Below are 17,385 nucleotides of genomic sequence, written 5' to 3' on the forward strand. Positions count from 1 at the left end.
GTTAATAAGTTCGATCGAAAACAGACCTACATACGTTGTATCATAAATAAAGTTTAGTTTAAGCATGAGGCGACAATGCAGATAAGCGATGTAACCGAAGCCGCCAGCGCACTGCACCAATTTATTCAGCAGCAGCAACCGCTCACGGTGCTCACTGGAGCAGGTTTGAGTACTGCATCCGGCATTCCAGACTATCGCGATGCCAAGGGTCAATGGAAGCGCAATCCACCCATGCAACATCAAGAGTTTATGCGCGATGGTGAATTACGCAAACGTTACTGGGGGCGCAGCATGCACGGCTGGCCTGTGCTGTATAATGCGCAGCCAAATGCCGCGCACCATGCGCTTGCCGAGCTGCAACACCAGGGCCTCCTCGGCACTATCATTACGCAAAACGTAGATGGCCTGCATCAGCGCGCTGGCAGCCGCGATGTGATTGATTTACACGGTTACGCAAACGACATGATTTGTATGAGCTGTCAGGCGCGATCGCCGCGCTTGGCCATGCATGAACGCTGTATCGATTTGAATCCGCACTTTGCGGCACTGCAGGCTGGCAGTGCGCCCGATGGTGATGCCGATCTTGAAACTGATTTTAGCGACTTTCGGGTACCCGACTGTACCGCGTGCGGCGGCATATTAAAGCCCGACGTGGTGTATTTTGGTGATAACGTGCCGCGTGAAAGGGTTGAGCGCGCACAAGCCGCCTTACGCAACAGCGGTGGGCTGCTCGTGATTGGGTCATCGTTGATGGTGTTTTCCGGCTTTCGCTTTGCCCGTCAAGCAGCTGCAGATTCGCAACCCATCGCCCTCCTGACGCTTGGTACGACTCGCGCAGACAGCCTAGCGCAATTACGCTTGAATACCGATATCAGCGAAACTTTAAGTAGTTTATTGCTGACGCCGGCGTAATACCAAAGCAGCCTTTTGCTTGCGCTTACCAAAGCCGAAAGCCCGGCGAAAAGTCGCCAACGGAATAGGCAGATATTGACGCTCCGCAGGCGACTGCCAGGGTAGCGAATCTTGGTCTGGATCGTTGATATAAATGTAGTTTTCGTCGGCGGCGCAAATGAGCACCCAGTGCGGTGCCTTGCTTTCGTCAAACACATACGTGCTGATCAAAGCGACCACTAAACTGCCCTGCTGCAAATCTTCAATAAGTTGCGCCAAGCTGTAATCACCTACGCAAATCGGTACATTCGCCGCCCGCAAAGCGTTAATATCGGCTTCTTGGATGCGCGCCATCACCGCTTTTTTCTCACTATTGCGCACCGAATCCAACAGCAGCGGACCATCGTGACTCACATGCAGGGTCACATCCATGCCCCGCCGGCGGGCGGCGCGGGCGAGTCCATGTGGGCCACAACCACCATGGCCAGAAGTCATATAAATAGTGGTCGCTTCGCGCCAAATCTCGAGCTCTTCATGCTCCGGATCGGCCGAAGGAATGTCAAAAAATGCCATCGCCATCAACAAACTTGCTGGTCCGCAGGTAAATTCGGTGGTTTGCGTGCGATACGGGACTAGCTTTTGTGCATCGTTTTGTCCGGCCGGTTCTTCATAGCGCGGCAACAACTTCTGTAATACCAGAGCATCACTGTCGTCCTCGTAATACTCGGGACGGATTTCCATGTCGTAGTAACCAGCCTTGTGGTACATCTCTTGCGCAGCGAAATTGTCGGTTTTAACCTCAAGTCGCAAGAACAAGCAATGTTGCTCGTCAGCGGCATCTTCAGCCGCTTCAAGTAGCTGCGAGCCGATCCCCTGACGACGCCACTGCGGTGCTACCGCCAAAGAATACAACCGCGCCAGTTGCGTAGCTTGGCGATACAGCACAATAAAATACCCCACCACTTGGTCGTCTACTAACGCCACTTGAAAGTCACCAATCTCTTGGTCAATAAAGCGACGGAAGCTACGACGACTGATGCGGTCGGTGCTGAAACTTGCCTGCTCAATCGCTTCGAGTGCATCAAGATGCGAGCGATCAGCGCGGCAAAGAATGGCTGTAGTCATGGCAAACCTTAGTGGCGAATATGCGCGCATAGTATATCGCAGTCCTGTACGGAAAGTGGTACACTAGCGCGCAAATTTTTTGCCCCGATTAAGGACCCCTGCCGTGAGTGATCAAAAACCGTCGTTGAGCTACAAAGATGCTGGTGTCGATATCGACGCAGGTAATGCGTTGGTCGAACGCATCAAAGGTGTAACTAAGCGTACCAAGCGCCCTGAAGTCATGGGCTCGATTGGTGGCTTCGGTGCCTTGTGCGAACTGCCTACCAAGTATAAACAACCGGTTTTAGTGTCGGGCACCGACGGTGTTGGCACCAAACTGCGTCTTGCCATTGACCTTGGCAAGCACGACACGGTCGGCATCGATTTGGTCGCTATGTGCGTCAATGACTTGATTGTCCAAGGCGCAGAACCGCTGTTTTTCCTCGACTACTATGCAACTGGCAAGCTTGATGTTGACGTGGCCGCCGACGTGGTGACAGGTATTGGCGAAGGTTGTGTCCAAGCGGGTTGTGCGCTGATCGGCGGTGAAACTGCAGAAATGCCGGGCATGTACGAGCATGGCGACTACGACATCGCAGGTTTTTGTGTCGGTGTGGTCGAAAAAGCTGAGATCATCGACGGTAGCAAGGTTGCGCCTGGTGACGCCTTGATTGCGCTGGCCTCAAGCGGCCCGCATTCGAACGGCTATTCTTTGATCCGTAAAATCATCGAAGTGAGTGGTGCCGATGTTGCCAATGAGCAGCTCGACGGCAAACCACTTGCGGACCACCTGATGGCCCCCACCAAGATTTACGTGAAGTCGGTGCTGAAAGTCCTTGAGCAACATTCAGTGCATGCCATTTCGCACATCACCGGTGGTGGCTTCTGGGAAAATATTCCGCGCGTGTTACCTGATGATGCGAAAGCCGTCATCGACGACAGCAGCTGGGAATGGCCAGCAGTATTTAACTGGCTGCAACACAACGGTAATGTCTCAACCAAAGAAATGTATCGCACCTTCAACTGTGGCGTTGGTCTGATCATGGCAGTACGCCAATCGGAAGCAGACGCAATTGTTGCGGAACTGCGCGCGCAAGGCGAAGATGCTTGGGTCATCGGCCAAGTTGACGCGCGTAGCGACAATGAAGCACAGGTAGAAATTCGTTAATGAAACGCATTGTCGTACTTATCAGTGGCTCGGGCACTAACATGCAAGCCATCGTCGATGCTTGTGCAGCCAAGCGCATCGACGGTGAAGTCGTTGCCGTAATCAGTAATAAAGCTGAGGTTGGCGGGTTAAGCAAAGCACAAAAAGCTGGCATCGCCACCGCTGTGCTATCGCACAAAGATTTCGATACGCGTGAAGCTTACGATGCTGAACTACAAAAACTAGTGGATAGTTTCACTCCTGATGTTGTGGTGCTCGCTGGTTTTATGCGTATTCTGACGGCTGACTTTACTGCGCACTATCACGGGCGCATGCTCAACATTCACCCTTCTCTGCTACCCAAATATCGTGGCGTAAACACCCATCAACGGGCGCTAGATAATGGTGATAAGGAGCATGGTGTTTCGGTGCATTTCGTCACCGAGGAGCTCGATGGTGGGCCGGTGATTTTGCAAGCGGTGGTGCCGGTATTCGAAGAAGACACTGCGGCAGATCTACAACAGCGGGTGCATGCGCAAGAGCACCGAATTTATCCGCTGGTTGTGCAATGGTTGTGTACCGGTCGCTTGCAATTAACCGACAAAGGGGCGGAACTTGACGGCGCCCTGCTCGGTCCGCAAGGCTATGCCGTCGACTGATTAATTGAGCTGTTCCAAGAGCAGGGTGGCAACTTCGTCACCCTCTTTTCTTTGTACCATCTTCACCAAAATATAGTCATGTGCTGGAGCAAACCAGAATAGTGTTTCGCGCCGCGAGTTCTCGCGAATACGCTGTACTCTCACGGCGTCGACTTCACCATAGGGTAACTGTAAAGTTTCCACCTCGCCGCGACTGAATTTTTGCGTGTCGCGTTCTCCTTTGTCATCGACAATGGCATAACTGAATTCCTGCGCATCGTCATTGGCGAGGTCAAAACGCAATTGCTCCAACATGCTCGCTTCATCAATCAAGCTCGCCGTCCACTCCATCGGTAGCGGCGCGCCCGAGGCGACCTCTATTACCTGCTGCGATGCAGTATCGAATCGCACATGTAAGGTTTTGTTGCGGCCCGTACCACTGCGCTTAAAGTAAAATTCTTGCGGACTGACCTGATTCTCGACAAAGCTAAATTGCGCATCGTAGCGGCGCACGTCTGATAGAAACAAAAACGAGATTTCGGTCTCATTATGCAGGTGGAAGGTCCCATCCTCGTTACGCACTAAACTGCGCACAGCTTCGCCATAGTTGGAGCCGCCACGTTGCACTTCGTAACGCGCATCATAAGGCTTTAAATCCGCTGCTACTGCTTGGCCAATAGGTAAAAATGTTAGCGCTGTCAGCAACCATACTGCCGTTGATTTCATACTGCTCCGCTCCTTTCTGCTAACTGTTATGAAGGCTGACCGTTTTTGCTTCACGATACTCTGACAATAACACAGTTAAAAAGTGCGATGAGGCTTGAATTTGATCCCCAAATTGACTACTCTCGTAAGATAAATTACTGGTCTGACCTCTAACCACAACGACGGAGTATCATTATGAGTGTCGCCTTATGGATCATTGCCACCTTGCTTGTTTTTGGTGGTTTACTTTACTACCGCAGTTCGCTGCTCGTTACCAGCCTTGGCTTGGTGGCGATGTTCGCGATTGGTAGTTTCTTTGACATCGTTGGCCCTGTACTTTGGGTGTTGCTTGCAGTGGTCCTATTACCGCTCAACATTACCGCTGTACGGCGCGGTTTGATTACCAAGTCGCTGCTTGGTATGTATCGCAAAGTCATGCCGGAAATCTCAGAAACTGAGAAAGACGCCATCGACGCTGGTACCACTTGGTGGGAAGGCGAGCTGTTCCGTGGCGCGCCAGAGTGGAACAATCTTCACAGTATTCAAAAAGCAGAGCTGACGCGTGACGAACAAGCTTTCCTAGATGGCCCTGTTGAAGAAGTCTGCAAAATGATCGACGACTGGGAAGCCACACACGAACTGGCTGATATGCCAGAAGAAGTATGGCAGTTCCTGAAAGACAAGAAATTCTTCGCGATGATCATCAAGAAAGAATACGGTGGTCTCGAGTTCTCGGCCTATGCCCAGTCGCGCGTGCTGCAAAAGCTTGCGGGTGTGAGCACTATCTTGGCCAGTACTGTTGGTGTCCCTAATTCATTAGGCCCAGGCGAATTATTGCAGCATTACGGCACCAAAGAACAGAAAGACTATTATCTGCCGCGTCTTGCCAGCGGTGAAGAAGTACCGTGTTTTGCCCTAACCAGCCCAGAAGCAGGCTCTGACGCTGGCTCGATTCCAGACACGGGAATTGTCTGTAAAGGTGAATGGGAAGGCAAAGAAGTGGTAGGTATTCGCTTGAACTTCAACAAGCGCTACATCACTTTGGCACCGGTTGCGACCGTGCTTGGTCTTGCGTTTAAACTTTATGACCCTGAGCACTTGATTGGTGACAAAGAATCACTGGGTATCACTGCTGCGTTAATTCCGCGCGATACCAAAGGTGTAGAGATTGGTCGTCGCCATTTCCCGCTGAACGTACCCTTCCAAAATGGTCCAATTCGTGGTGAAGACGTGTTCGTACCACTTGATTTCATTATCGGTGGTAAAGAAATGGCCGGTAAAGGTTGGCGCATGCTGGTCGAGTGTTTGTCGGTCGGCCGAGCCATCACCCTGCCATCGAACAGCGCCGGTGGCGTGAAGTCGATTGCATTGGCAACAGGTGCGTACGCTTACATTCGCCGTCAGTTCAAATTACCCGTAGGTAAAATGGAAGGCGTACAAGAAGCAATGGCACGCATCGGTGGTAACGCTTACTTGATGGATGCAGTGACGAGCTTCTCTACCAAAGGTATCGATTTAGGCGAGAAACCTTCGGTGATCTCAGCGATTGCCAAGTACCACATGACTGAAAAGCTGCGTTCTTGCATGGACGATGCAATGGACATTCATGGTGGTAAAGGTATCTGCTTGGGTCCAAACAACTACCTTGGCCGTGGCTATCAAGGCGTGCCGGTAGCGATCACCGTTGAAGGTGCAAACATTTTGACCCGTAGCTTGATGATTTACGGTCAAGGTGCGATTCGCTGCCATCCTTATGTGCTTGAAGAAATGCTGGCGTCAGCTGAGTCTGGCTCTGAAGCGCTGAATCGTTTCGATAAAGCTATCTTCGGTCACATCGGCTTTGCCATGAGCAACTTCGTCCGTTCGTTGGCACTCGGCTTAGGCGGTTACCGCTTCAGCAGTGCTCCGTATAAAGACAGCACGAAGCAGTACTATCAGCAAATGAACCGTTTCAGTGCCAACTTGGCTCTGTTGTCAGACGTTGCCATGGGCGTACTCGGTGGCTCATTGAAGCGTAAACAGCGTATTTCAGCGCGTTTAGGCGATATGCTGAGCTACTTGTACATCGGTTCTGCAACGTTGAAGCGTTTCGCCGACGAAGGCCGTCAACATGAAGACTTACCGCTGCTGCATTGGGCGATGCAAGACACCTTGCACAAGCTCCAAGAAGCACAGTTGGAACTGCTTGATAACTTCGGCTTTGTCGGGAAAGCGATGCGCGTCATCATGTATCCGTTCGGTCGGTTTGTGAAGCGTCCATCGGATCGTCTCGACAGCAAAGTCGCGAAAATCTTGTTGAAGCCAAACGCCAGTCGCGAGCGTCTGGGTGCCGGCCAATTTTTGGCGCCAGAAGGTCAGTTCGGTTACCTAGAGCAAACCTTGCTTGATATTATCGAAGCTGAGCCGTTACACGACCGCGTACAGCGTGCTGCCAACGAGCGCATGCCGTTTATCTTCTTGGACAAAGTGGCCGAGAAAGGTAAAGAGCTTGGTGTCTTGAGTGACGACGAAGTGGCACTTCTCAAGCGTGCCGAGGAAGGTCGCTTGCGCGTCATCAACGTTGACGACTTCGCGCACGAAGACCTTATGGCTGGCAAAGCAGCGCGTGAGTGGGCTTTAGCCAACCAAGGGAAAAAGTCTGACGCGGCTTAATGAGCTCTTATCGGACAGATAAAAACGGCGCCTAATGGCGCCGTTTTTTTAGCTCTGCCGCTACTAATTACAAACAGTTGCGTTGGTATTAGAGCCTGCCATCTGACAATGCGCCCAACGATATTTCTGTTTGGTCGCTTCGGCAATAGAAGCGGAACTAGGAACGGCAATAGGAGTGAAATTCGACGCGCTTACATTAGCACTCGGCAGTTGACGTCCGCCATTAGCCTCGGCGTAGCGTCGTGCGATTTGCGCAGGCGTATTCGTACCCTCACCGAATTGCCCCTCAAGGCCCGTGCCACGACGCCGCATTTCGGCATTAACTGCGGCAAGTTCGCTGCCGCGCAACCAAGTTGCCATGATATACAGCGAATCCACACCAATGTTTGACCATGCCCCCGCGCGTTCGATTACGGCAACGGCCCGCTCCGCGATGGCCACCGAGCGAGTTTCAACCGCATAGTGCATTGCACCCGCGTAATCACGAGCCGCGAGCAAACTATTGAGGCGCGTGAGACGCTCTTGCTCCAGCGCCTGTAATTCAGCAATACGCTGTTGGCGCGCGGCTTCCTTCGCAAAGTAGTCACGTAAGTCTTGTGCATACTGACAAGATTTATGCGAATTCCCCTCTTCCTCTGGTAGATCACAAGCTTGCTGATAGAAGAACTCGGCTTTGTCGTAGACTTCAATCTGATGATAGATAACGCCTAAACGTAGGCAACTTGCTGACTTCCGCTGGATACAATTAATACTGAGAATGCGCATTGCTTCGAGTGCATCGAACTGCGGAGAATCGGGCGAGGCGTAGAGGTATTCTGCCATGTCGCAGCCGAAGGAATCTTGCAGCATGCAGGCTTTAAGTGACATTTTTGCTGCCGCATCACGATCTTGTGCGTAGCCGTCTTTGCCATCGGTTAAATAATCGATACCCCAATGGCACATTTCGAGCAAACCACTCTGACACGCATCAAACCACACGGCCGGTACTGCTGTTTTGTCTTGGATGCCGTATTCTTCTTTCAATAACAGCGCGTTCGCCCACTTACACGCGTCGGTCAGCCCTTTGGCACAGGCTCCATGATAATGTTGCGCTGCAACTCGATAGTCGACCGCAACGTCAATACCGTTTTGATAGTGATAGCCAAGGACATTACAACCATCTGGTATGTCTAAATCGCAGGCTTTCTGAAAGTACTGAAAGGCTTTCGCAACGTCTTTTGCAACACCTTGCGCTTGGATATATTCAACACCAGTGTAAAAGCATAATTCGCCGTTGTTGTCTTCATTGCAGCCTTGCTCGGATGGTGCCTGTGCCAGTGCATCCGAAATAGCTACAACAAATGCGAGCATTAGCATTAGTTTTAGTAATCGCATGAAAAGTTTCCTTTAAAAGTGACTGCGGACAGCGCAAACCCAACCAACAGCCTAACCTCTCAATCATAGCGATTTTCTTACCAAGCAGAATATGAAAAAGCCCCCTCGAATCGGGGGCTTTACTTTTACACGGAGTAGCGATAACTAATTATTTAACGCTGGTATAGCGCAAGTATGGCTTCACAGTTTTAAAGCCTTGCGGGAATTTCTTCTCAGCTTCTTCCATCGATACGCTTGGTGGAATGATGACGTCGCCGCCAAGTTCCCAATCCGCTGGGGTTGCTACGCCATGCTTGTCACCGGTCTGCAATGCATCAATCACGCGTAGAATTTCAGCAAAGTTACGACCCACGCTCATTGGGTAAGTCATAGTTAAACGGATCTTGTGATTCGGATCGATAATAAAGACCGAACGCACCGCTGCGGTTACACTTTCACCTGGGTGAATCATTTCATACAGCTCGGCGACCTTTTTGTCTTTGTCGGCAACGATCGGAAATTTCACCTGTGTGTTTTGTGTTTCGTTCACGTCATTCATCCACCCCTTGTGCTCCTCAACCGTATCGGTTGAAAGCCCCAAAGGTTTCACTCCACGAGCGGCGAATTGCTCCGCAAGCTGCGCAGTGCGGCCCATTTCAGTCGTACACACAGGGGTGTAGTCTGCTGGATGGCTGAAGAAAAATACCCAAGAACCCTTTGCCCAATCATGGAAATTGATTTTGCCTTCGGTAGTTTCAATTTCAAAATTCGGCGCTGTATCACCAATTCGTAATCCCATGTCTATTTCCTCTTTTGCTAATAACGAACGATTAAAATCTATTTGCCGGAATCTTAAAGTAACGATGTCCGTCAGCTTCAGGTTCAGGCAATTTACCCGCGCGCAAGTTCACTTGCAGCGCATGTAACATGCGATCAGGTAATGCTAGTGTTGCATCACGCTCATCGCGTTGCTCACGATAGGCAGCTTCACTTACGCTGCCTGCCAAATGAATATTACTCGCTTTATGTTGCGCAACCGTGGCTTCCCACTGCGGGTCGCGTCCACCTTTGCCGTAATCATGACCGACAAAGAGACGGGTGTTCTCTGGTAGTGCAAGAATACGCTGCAGCGAGTTCCACAGATCCTTTGATGAACCGCCGGGGAAATCGGCACGCGATGTGCCACTGTCAGGGTACATAAAGGTATCGTGGACAAATGCCGCATCACCCACAATGTAGGTAATCGAGCCGAGCGTGTGGCCCGGCGATAGCCATACATTTACTTCTAATTCACCAATCTTGAAACTATCACCCTCTTTGAATAGATAATCAAAATCAGTGGTAGGTTCAAAAGTATTGGGAAGATTGTAATAGTCACTCCACAACTCAGCGATTTCGCAAACCTTCTCACCTATAGCATTCGGGGCTTTGGTCTGCTCTTTCAAGTACCACGATGCCATTAAATGATCGGCATGCGGATGCGTGTCAAGTACCCAAGTAATCTTGAGATTGTTTTCTTTGGCTAAAGCTAGCACTTGATCAGCACTGCTAAAGTCAGTCTTAGCTGAGTGAGGGTCAAAATTCTGTACCACATCAACTAACGCTGCTTCGCGGGTTTGCGGGTCAGCCACTATATACTGAATAGAACCCGTATCAGCTTCATAAATGCCCCATACGTCAGGAGAGCCTGAGCCTGTTGAAGGGCTGTAGCGAACGATGTTTTTCATAAGACCTCCTTACTTCGTGTTTCACTAAAGTAAGGGATCGAGTATCATTGTTCAAGTTCTGCAACTACCGTACTATCGATTACGGCAATCGAGAAAAAGGAACTGTCATGATAGGAGCAATTCTAGGCGCAATTCTTATCGGTATTAGCCTCGGTGTGTTTGGCTCTGGGGGGTCGATATTGACCGTTCCAGTGCTCCTCTACCTAGCTGATATGCCCGGTAACATGGCGATTGCATCATCGCTGCTCATTGTTGCCTTTATCAGTTTGTTTGGTGGCTTTATCGCTGCCCGTAAAAAGATCGTCTCTTGGCGCCATGTCTGGCTATTTGGTATTCCCGGCATGCTTGGCGCCTACCTAGGTGCTTGGGCGGGCAGCGCCATTGATCCGCGCATTCAGCTACTAGTGTTTGTTATTCTAATGGCAATCGCCGCCTTTATGATGTGGCGTAAGCCTGCTGCCAAGGGTAATAGCGTGCAAGAAATCAAACTCGCTCGCATCATCTTTGATGGCTTGATTGTCGGCGCCGTAACTGGCTTTGTCGGCGTTGGTGGCGGTTTTTTGATTGTTCCAGCTCTGGTCTTATTGGGCGGCGTTCCGATGTTCTTAGCTATCGGTACCAGCTTGATGATCATCGCGTTAAAGTCCTTTGTCGGCTTCGCCAAATACTTTACCGCGCTTACTGAGCAAGGCTACAGCTTCGACTGGGCGACCATCGCAATTGTCACCGTAGCCGGCATTGTCGGTAGTTTCGCAGGAGCGTGGATTAGCGCCAGACTACCGCGTGATAAGTTGCAAAAGGGCTTTGCGATTTTCCTCATCATTATGGCAGTCGTAGTGCTGACGCAATCTGTGCTTTAACCTTGTTCCGGTGGTGCGACAATTGCTTTAGTCATGCGTTTCACTACCGGCATTACCCGCGCTTCATATTTAGCGGGAAGCTTACGACTCTTCTTCATGGTGTTACTCTTCACTCATCCACTTCACTAAAAATGCGCCACGCAAATCACCTACTTCAAACCCAGTTGCCTGATCATTCGGGTACTTGTCAGCAATCGCTCGTAGCACTGGTTCTTGCACGCTGCCACCGTGACACGCCGCACACTGCGGTTGCATAACGATAGCACGCATATAATGCTGTTCACCATTATCGAGCTTTATCATAGTTTCCGGAATTTGCGACGGAGCGTCCTGTAACTGGGCGGCAAACTGCTCCATCACAGCTATCTGCTGTTCCGTCGGCGCATTTGCCGGATTGCGGTAGCGTAACGCAGTGCGCCGAACGTCAACTTCACCTGCGGTGCTGACCTGCTCGCCAATCAATGGCGCCTCAAGATGACATACATCAATCGCATGCACCGGTCCTTCGGCCTTCATCGCCGCCATCAGCTTTGCCCCTAATTGTTGCTGCAGTTGCTGACTCAGCTCCCGCGAACGCTCCATCCGCTCGTCGCTCTCACCGGCCTGCACCCCAGCCCCCATCACCACCGCCATTAATATCAATCCAAACTTGTTCATGAAGCCCCCTAACGAGTAACGAATAACCAATAACTCCTTTAATTTAGATAAAGCTAAACTAAAAACCCGGACAACGCAAGCCAGCCCCCCCACAACGCCCTATTTTCATGTACAATCAGCCTTTTGCTAAAAATGAAGAATAAAGCCAAAGGAGCAGCATTGCATGACGCAAGCGAATACCCCACAGCAAAAGCGCGGTGCATTTACGCGTTTTCTCGACACCGTTGAATGGTTGGGCAACTTGTTGCCCCATCCCATCACTCTGTTCGCCCTCTTCGCCATTGGCGTGGTATTTCTAAGTGGCGTTGCCAGTTATTTTGGCTTGAGCGCACAAGATCCACGCCCAGGTGGTGATGTCATTGAAGTGGTGAGCTTGCTTAATGCCGAAGGCTTGCAACGTATTGTGACCGGCTTAGTCACCAACTTCACTGGCTTTACGCCGCTAGGTACGGTGTTGGTCGCCTTGCTCGGCGTGGGAATCGCTGAACGCTCTGGCTTATTATCAGCTGCCATGCGCGGTCTTGTCATGAACGCCCACCCGCGTATGGTGACGCTCGCAGTCGTGCTCGCGGGGGTAATTTCAAACACCGCTTCTGAGCTTGGCTACGTCGTTTTGGTACCGCTCTCTGCAATGATTTTCCACTCTCTTGGTCGGCACCCTTTGGCCGGGCTTGCCGCAGCTTTCTCAGGAGTATCTGCTGGTTACAGCGCAAATTTGTTGATCGGCACGGTCGACCCACTACTCGCCGGTATCACCACCAAAGCAGCAAACCTGATTGACCCTGACTATTACGTAGGGCCCGAGGCGAATTGGTACTTCATGATGATTTCGACCTTTTTAATTGCAGCGATGGGTACCTTCGTCACCGAGAAAATCGTCGAGCCTAAACTGGGTAAATACAACGTCAAAGAAGCCAGCATCAATCTTAGTGAGCAGAAAATAGAAGCCTTAACTCCCGTTGAGAAAAAAGGCCTCAAAGGCGCTGGCCTAAGCTTTTTACTGTTAGGTTTGCTGCTTGCACTGACCATAGTTCCCGAATGGGGCATCTTGCGCAATCCAGAAGACGGCAAAGTCGCCGGCTCCCCTTTCTTAAAAGGCATAGTGACCTTTATCTTCATTACTTTTGCAATTCCAGGTTACGTTTACGGACGCATCACTAAAGTCATGAAAACCGATCGCGATGTGATTGACGCGATGTCAGAGTCAATGAGTACTCTCGGAATGTACATTGTCTTAGTTTTCTTTGCGGCGCAGTTTGTGGCGTTTTTTGGCTGGACTAACTTCGGCAGTATCTTCGCCATTAAAGGCGCAACCTTCTTACAAGAAATCGGTTTAACCGGACCTGCCGTCTTTATTTTGTTTATTTTGATGTGCGCTTTCGTCAACTTGATGCTCGGTTCAGCCTCGGCGCAGTGGGCTATCACAGCCCCCATATTCGTGCCTATGTTGATGCTTATTGGTTATGCGCCCGAAGTCATCCAAGCGGCCTATCGAATTGGTGACTCGGTGACCAATATTATCACCCCAATGATGAGTTACTTTGGACTGATTTTGGCGGTCGCCGCACGCTACAAAAAAGACATCGGCATCGGCACCCTGATTGCCACCATGTTGCCTTACAGCATCATGTTCTTAATCGGTTGGAGTGCGTTGTTCTTTATTTGGGTGTTCGCCCTAGGTATGCCGGTGGGCGTTGCCACACCGACGTATTACACCCCTTAAGGAACAGCCGGCACGCGCAGCAGCCGATACAAGGTCACTGCGCTAAGACCGCAGACACCGATGACCATCAGCATCCCGAGTGGATGCTGATGCCCTACCACATTGACCACTGCGGATACGATACCAGCAATCAGAAATTGTAAGCTACCCGTCACTGCTGAGGCTGAACCTGCACGTTCTTGTTGCTCGGCCAAGGCGCCAGCCATGGCATTCGGGAACACCATTCCCAGCGTGCTGACGTAAGCAAACACCAGTGCAATCACCCACCACATGCTGACATTTAGACTTGCGGCAGCTAAAGTGGCGAGTGCCACGAGCCCGAGAAATGGTAGCGATTTGTTGAGGATCTTACGCGAGTCAAAACGACGCAGCAGCCAAGCGTTAAACTGTGCCATGCCGATAATACCTATGGCATTAGCCCCAAAAAGCCAGCTGTAATGGGTTGGTGCTAAGCCAAAATGCTCAATAAAGACATAGGGCGAACCGGTGATGTAGGCAAACATACCTGACTGCGCAATGCCCCCCGCCAGTGAATAACGCAAAAACCCACGATCTTTGAGCACATCCCAATAAATCGGCAAGCTCCGCCGCATTCGTACAGCGCCATTAAAACCGCGCGTTTCGGGTAAACGAACATGAACTATCGCCATACAAGCCACCGCAAGTGCCGCCACAATCAAGAAAATAGCTTGCCAGCCGAGGTAGGTGGTTACATAAGCACCCGCTAATGGTGCCAAAATGGGTGCGATGCCCATGACTAAAATAAGAAACGAGAACACCTGCGCTGACGCCTGTGGTGAATAGAGATCGCGTACCATCGCCCGCGCAATGACTAAGCCCGCACACGAACCAATCGCTTGAAAGAAACGCAGCACAATGAGGCTTTCAAGATTGGGAGCATAAGCGCATGCCAGTGACGAAATAATGTAAATCACTAAACCGAAGTAAAGCGGTGGCTTACGTCCCCATTTGTCTGAAGCGGTGCCATAAAGTAACTGACCAACGAACAAACCAAGGAAAAACGACGTCAGCGATAATTCAACGCGATTCGCTTCAGTAGCATAGCTTGCGGCAATATCGCCGAAAGCGGGCAGGTACATATCAATGGAAAGTGGCCCAAACATAGTGAGCAGGGCCAAAACAATGACGGTTAAATCAAATCGCGCGGTGTCAGATACTTCGATGCGCTTCATTCGCCCACCGCCCGATAGCTTTGCGTGCTATGTTCGGTCGGCCGAGTAATGATTTTGGTGGTCCGCGCCCAATCGACAAAGGACTGCGCGTAGTTCACATAGGTATCACTGATGCGTCCATCAGCGTTGAGTTCACCTAGTAAACGCCAGCCATCGGCGCCGCTCGCTAAGAAGCTGTTGGTCACCATGGTGTAACTTTGCGTTGGCTGCAATGACTGCCACCCAGCGTCGGTTTTTACCTTGAGTCCACTCACCCGCTCGCCATTTGGCTGGGTTAAGTCGACGTCAAAGCGAATGCCAGCGCCATGCGGATAGCCTCCATCAGAGCCGGTATCCGACAGCGCGTAGTCGATTGCCTGCTCAAGCACGGTTTTCACTTCAGCGCCGCTAATCTGCACTTCTACCAAGGTATTAGCAAACGGCAGAAGTTGATACGCATCGGCAATCGTTAAGGGGCCCGCTTGCAGCTCAGTGCGCACGCCGCCGCCGTTTTGTAGGGCAAAATCAGCTTGGGGTGCACTCGCTAGAAAAGCTTCGGCGACGACCGCATGGGCATCTGACTGACGGCCTTCACCGCAACCTGGCAAGGTCGTTGGCCCCATACGTTTTAAGCACAAGCGTTCTGCTACCGTAGCGATTTCGGTTTGCGTCAGCGCGGCAAGATCGTCTTGATAATGAACCAGCAAGCGAGTTGCCTCAGCATCTTCTGCAACTGCCGTAAATCCAGCCGTTTGCTGCAACGCTTGTGGTGCTTCAGTGCTGAGCAGCAAGTGAGGTTGGCCGCCGCATTGGCTGACCGCGTCACCGTTGAAACGGATCTGCAATTCGCCGACCACTTGACTGTACTGCCAAGCATGCGCAATACAGACGGGCTCACCATCAGCATTCATGACTTGCATAGGGTAAGGCCCGACCGTTGGCAGGCCATAGCGTGCGTAATCACCCAACAGCGTGTGCGAATCACCGCCAATAATAAAATCCACCGCCGGCAGCTGAGAGGCAAGCCGTAAATCGTTTTTATACTGAATATGTGACAGTAAACCGATCTTTTCGACGCCTTGTTGGCGCAGCTCTTCGATATAAAACGCTGCAGTTTCAAGCTCATCGGCAAACACCGTGGTGGCATCTGGCTGCGACGAATTCTTGGTTTTGACCGCGATGTCGATACCAATCACCGCCACCCGCTGGTCGCCTACTTTAAAAATGCTGTAAGGTTTGAAGCTGTCCCAACGCGTTTTCGGCGTAAGTGGCGACACGCCAACCTCTGGTTGCACATTAGCAGCTAAAACTTGCGTCGCACACTCATCGGTGAGCGCTAGGCTGTCGAGAAATTCTTTTAGTCCAGCATCACCATTATCGAATTCGTGGTTACCAAGCGCGAACGCATCGAAACAAACTTGATTCATCAGGGCCGCGTCGGCAGCACCATTGAAAATGGTATAAAACAAAGTACCTGTAATCGCATCCCCAGCATGCAAGGCAAGGACATGTTGATTGGCAGCTCGGATCTGCTCAATCTGTGCGACCACGCGAGCAAAACCGCCGGTTTCGACACTTAATTCTTCGCCACGGAAGTTAATTTTAGTGCTTTCACTCGGTAGCAAGTTGGAGTGATGATCGTTGATATGCGCTATGGTGAGTTCAAACTCGTCTGGGGCATCGGGCGTTTGTGCGCAGCTCAGTAGGCCCAGCAATGCGGCGCCAAGCGCCGCAGTTTTGAAAAGTTTCACTTATTTCACCAAACCGATTTCGCGCAACCGCTCCATCAAGTAGTCATGCGATGAAATTGCGGTAAAACGCTGAGGATTTTCTTCCGTAATACAGCTTTCAAGCGGGTCAATCATAAAGTCTGGATTGAAGTGCAAGAAAAACGGAATCGAATAACGCGACTTGTGACTGAACGGTGCCGGTGGATTCACCACGCGGTGCGTGGTTGATGGCAGCACACCGTTGGTCAGGCGCTGCAACATATCGCCGACGTTACAAATAATCGCGCCTTCAATAATGGTAACAGGAATCCAAGTGCCGTCTTTGGCCAACACTTCAAGGCCAGGTTCACGCGAACCAACCAACAAGGTCAGTACGTTAATGTCTTCATGAGCGCCAGCGCGCACCGATGGCGTACCTTCGTCAATAATCGGTGGATAGTGCAACGGGCGTAAAATCGAGTTACCCAAATCAACTTTGTCGTTGAAGTAATCACGCGGCTGCTTCAAGTAGACAGCCAAGGCTTCCAACACGCGCAAACCCAACGCGTCTAAAGCGGTGTAGAGCTTTAGGATTTTTTCTTTAAATTCAGGCAGCTCTTGTGGCCACACGTTTGGCGTTAACTGCGGATACGGCGGTTCACCTTCGATTTCACGACCGACATGCCAGAACTCTTTCAAGTCAACATGTTTGGCGTCTTTGGCAATCTCGGTACCGAATGGCGTATAGCCGCGCGCACCGCCACCACCTGGAATATGGTACTGCTTTTTGACATCTTCTGGCAGCGCAAAAAGCTCACGACAAATATCGAGCGCCTCTTCGATAAGCTGCTGGTCCACACCATGCTTAGTTAATGCTACAAAACCATTGGTTTCGTATCCCTCCCCCACGAGCTGGGCAAATGCCTCGAAATCTTGGTTATAGAGGCTCATATCAATATGTGGAATGGATTTCATTGGGACCCTTTCTGAATTTAGGAAAACAGCCGATTATTTTAGGTTCTTTAGCCGCCAAAAACAACGAAATGG

14 protein-coding genes and 1 pseudogene are annotated in these 17,385 nt (G+C 50.9%); 6 read left to right on the top strand and 9 right to left on the bottom strand.

Features of this window, described 5'->3' with window-relative positions:
* Positions 1-75: 75 nt before the first annotated feature.
* Complete coding sequence (locus tag IDAT_RS06165; protein ID WP_051986618.1) at positions 76-912, top strand: NAD-dependent protein deacetylase; 837 nt, start codon at positions 76-78, stop codon at positions 910-912.
* Here the strand turns inward: IDAT_RS06165 and rimI are convergent.
* Positions 892-2,016, bottom strand: coding sequence for a ribosomal protein S18-alanine N-acetyltransferase (gene rimI / locus IDAT_RS06170; protein WP_034731977.1), 1,125 nt, complete (start codon positions 2,014-2,016; stop codon positions 892-894). The genes IDAT_RS06165 and rimI overlap by 21 nt on opposite strands.
* Positions 2,017-2,119: 103 nt before the next feature.
* On the opposite strand from rimI, the pseudogene purM reads away from it, so the two are divergent.
* Together purM and purN are read left to right on the top strand one after the other, a co-directional pair.
* A pseudogene (purM, locus tag IDAT_RS06175) lies at positions 2,120-3,203 on the top strand (phosphoribosylformylglycinamidine cyclo-ligase).
* Positions 3,163-3,801, top strand: coding sequence for a phosphoribosylglycinamide formyltransferase (gene purN / locus IDAT_RS06180; RefSeq protein ID WP_034731979.1), 639 nt, complete (start codon positions 3,163-3,165; stop codon positions 3,799-3,801). Before purM ends, purN begins: the two are co-directional and overlap by 41 nt.
* Here the strand turns inward: purN and IDAT_RS06185 are convergent, their stop codons facing one another.
* Positions 3,802-4,506, bottom strand: a complete 705-nt coding sequence (locus tag IDAT_RS06185) for a DUF3108 domain-containing protein (RefSeq protein ID WP_051986619.1) — start codon at positions 4,504-4,506, stop codon at positions 3,802-3,804.
* Between the two features lie 174 nt (positions 4,507-4,680).
* Here IDAT_RS06185 and fadE point away from each other — a divergent pair, with 174 nt between their 5' ends.
* On the top strand, positions 4,681-7,137 hold the full coding sequence (gene fadE, locus IDAT_RS06190) for an acyl-CoA dehydrogenase FadE (RefSeq protein WP_034731980.1): 2,457 nt from the start codon (positions 4,681-4,683) through the stop codon (positions 7,135-7,137).
* Positions 7,138-7,200: 63 nt separating this feature from the next.
* Here fadE and IDAT_RS06195 read toward each other — a convergent pair whose 3' ends face one another.
* From IDAT_RS06195 to IDAT_RS06205, 3 genes are all read right to left on the bottom strand, one after another.
* Positions 7,201-8,511, bottom strand: coding sequence for a tetratricopeptide repeat protein (locus IDAT_RS06195; protein ID WP_034731981.1), 1,311 nt, complete (start codon positions 8,509-8,511; stop codon positions 7,201-7,203).
* 148 nt (positions 8,512-8,659) lie between these two features.
* Complete coding sequence (locus IDAT_RS06200) at positions 8,660-9,289, bottom strand: peroxiredoxin (protein WP_034731983.1); 630 nt, start codon at positions 9,287-9,289, stop codon at positions 8,660-8,662.
* 31 nt (positions 9,290-9,320) lie between these two features.
* Positions 9,321-10,217 (bottom strand): MBL fold metallo-hydrolase, encoded by an 897-nt coding sequence (locus IDAT_RS06205; protein ID WP_034731985.1) that lies wholly within the window; start codon positions 10,215-10,217, stop codon positions 9,321-9,323.
* Between the two features lie 107 nt (positions 10,218-10,324).
* Here IDAT_RS06205 and IDAT_RS06210 point away from each other — a divergent pair, with 107 nt between their 5' ends.
* Positions 10,325-11,077: a sulfite exporter TauE/SafE family protein gene (locus IDAT_RS06210; RefSeq protein WP_034731989.1), complete on the top strand. Its 753-nt coding sequence runs from the start codon at positions 10,325-10,327 to the stop codon at positions 11,075-11,077.
* A 102-nt stretch (positions 11,078-11,179) separates the two neighbouring features.
* Here the strand turns inward: IDAT_RS06210 and IDAT_RS06215 are convergent, their stop codons facing one another.
* Positions 11,180-11,734 carry a Tll0287-like domain-containing protein gene (locus IDAT_RS06215; protein ID WP_034731992.1) on the bottom strand — a complete coding sequence of 185 codons (555 nt, stop codon included), beginning with the start codon at positions 11,732-11,734 and terminating at the stop codon, positions 11,180-11,182.
* 163 nt (positions 11,735-11,897) lie between these two features.
* Between IDAT_RS06215 and IDAT_RS06220 the strand changes: the two genes are divergently transcribed.
* Positions 11,898-13,457, top strand: a complete 1,560-nt coding sequence (locus IDAT_RS06220) for an AbgT family transporter (RefSeq protein ID WP_034731995.1) — start codon at positions 11,898-11,900, stop codon at positions 13,455-13,457.
* Here IDAT_RS06220 and IDAT_RS06225 read toward each other — a convergent pair.
* From IDAT_RS06225 to IDAT_RS06235, 3 genes are read right to left on the bottom strand one after another with little or no spacing between them, the layout of a single operon-like run.
* Positions 13,454-14,650 carry a multidrug effflux MFS transporter gene (locus IDAT_RS06225; RefSeq protein ID WP_034731998.1) on the bottom strand — a complete coding sequence of 399 codons (1,197 nt, stop codon included), beginning with the start codon at positions 14,648-14,650 and terminating at the stop codon, positions 13,454-13,456. The two genes, IDAT_RS06220 and IDAT_RS06225, sit on opposite strands and share 4 nt — an antisense overlap.
* Positions 14,647-16,380, bottom strand: a complete 1,734-nt coding sequence (locus IDAT_RS06230) for a 5'-nucleotidase C-terminal domain-containing protein (RefSeq protein WP_051986620.1) — start codon at positions 16,378-16,380, stop codon at positions 14,647-14,649. Before IDAT_RS06230 ends, IDAT_RS06225 begins: the two co-directional genes overlap by 4 nt.
* On the bottom strand, positions 16,381-17,313 hold the full coding sequence (locus IDAT_RS06235; RefSeq protein ID WP_034732001.1) for an isopenicillin N synthase family dioxygenase: 933 nt from the start codon (positions 17,311-17,313) through the stop codon (positions 16,381-16,383).
* Positions 17,314-17,385 lie beyond the last annotated feature (72 nt).

Origin of the sequence: Pseudidiomarina atlantica, assembly GCF_000753735.1 — a bacterium.
GTDB classification, from domain to species: domain Bacteria; phylum Pseudomonadota; class Gammaproteobacteria; order Enterobacterales; family Alteromonadaceae; genus Pseudidiomarina; species Pseudidiomarina atlantica.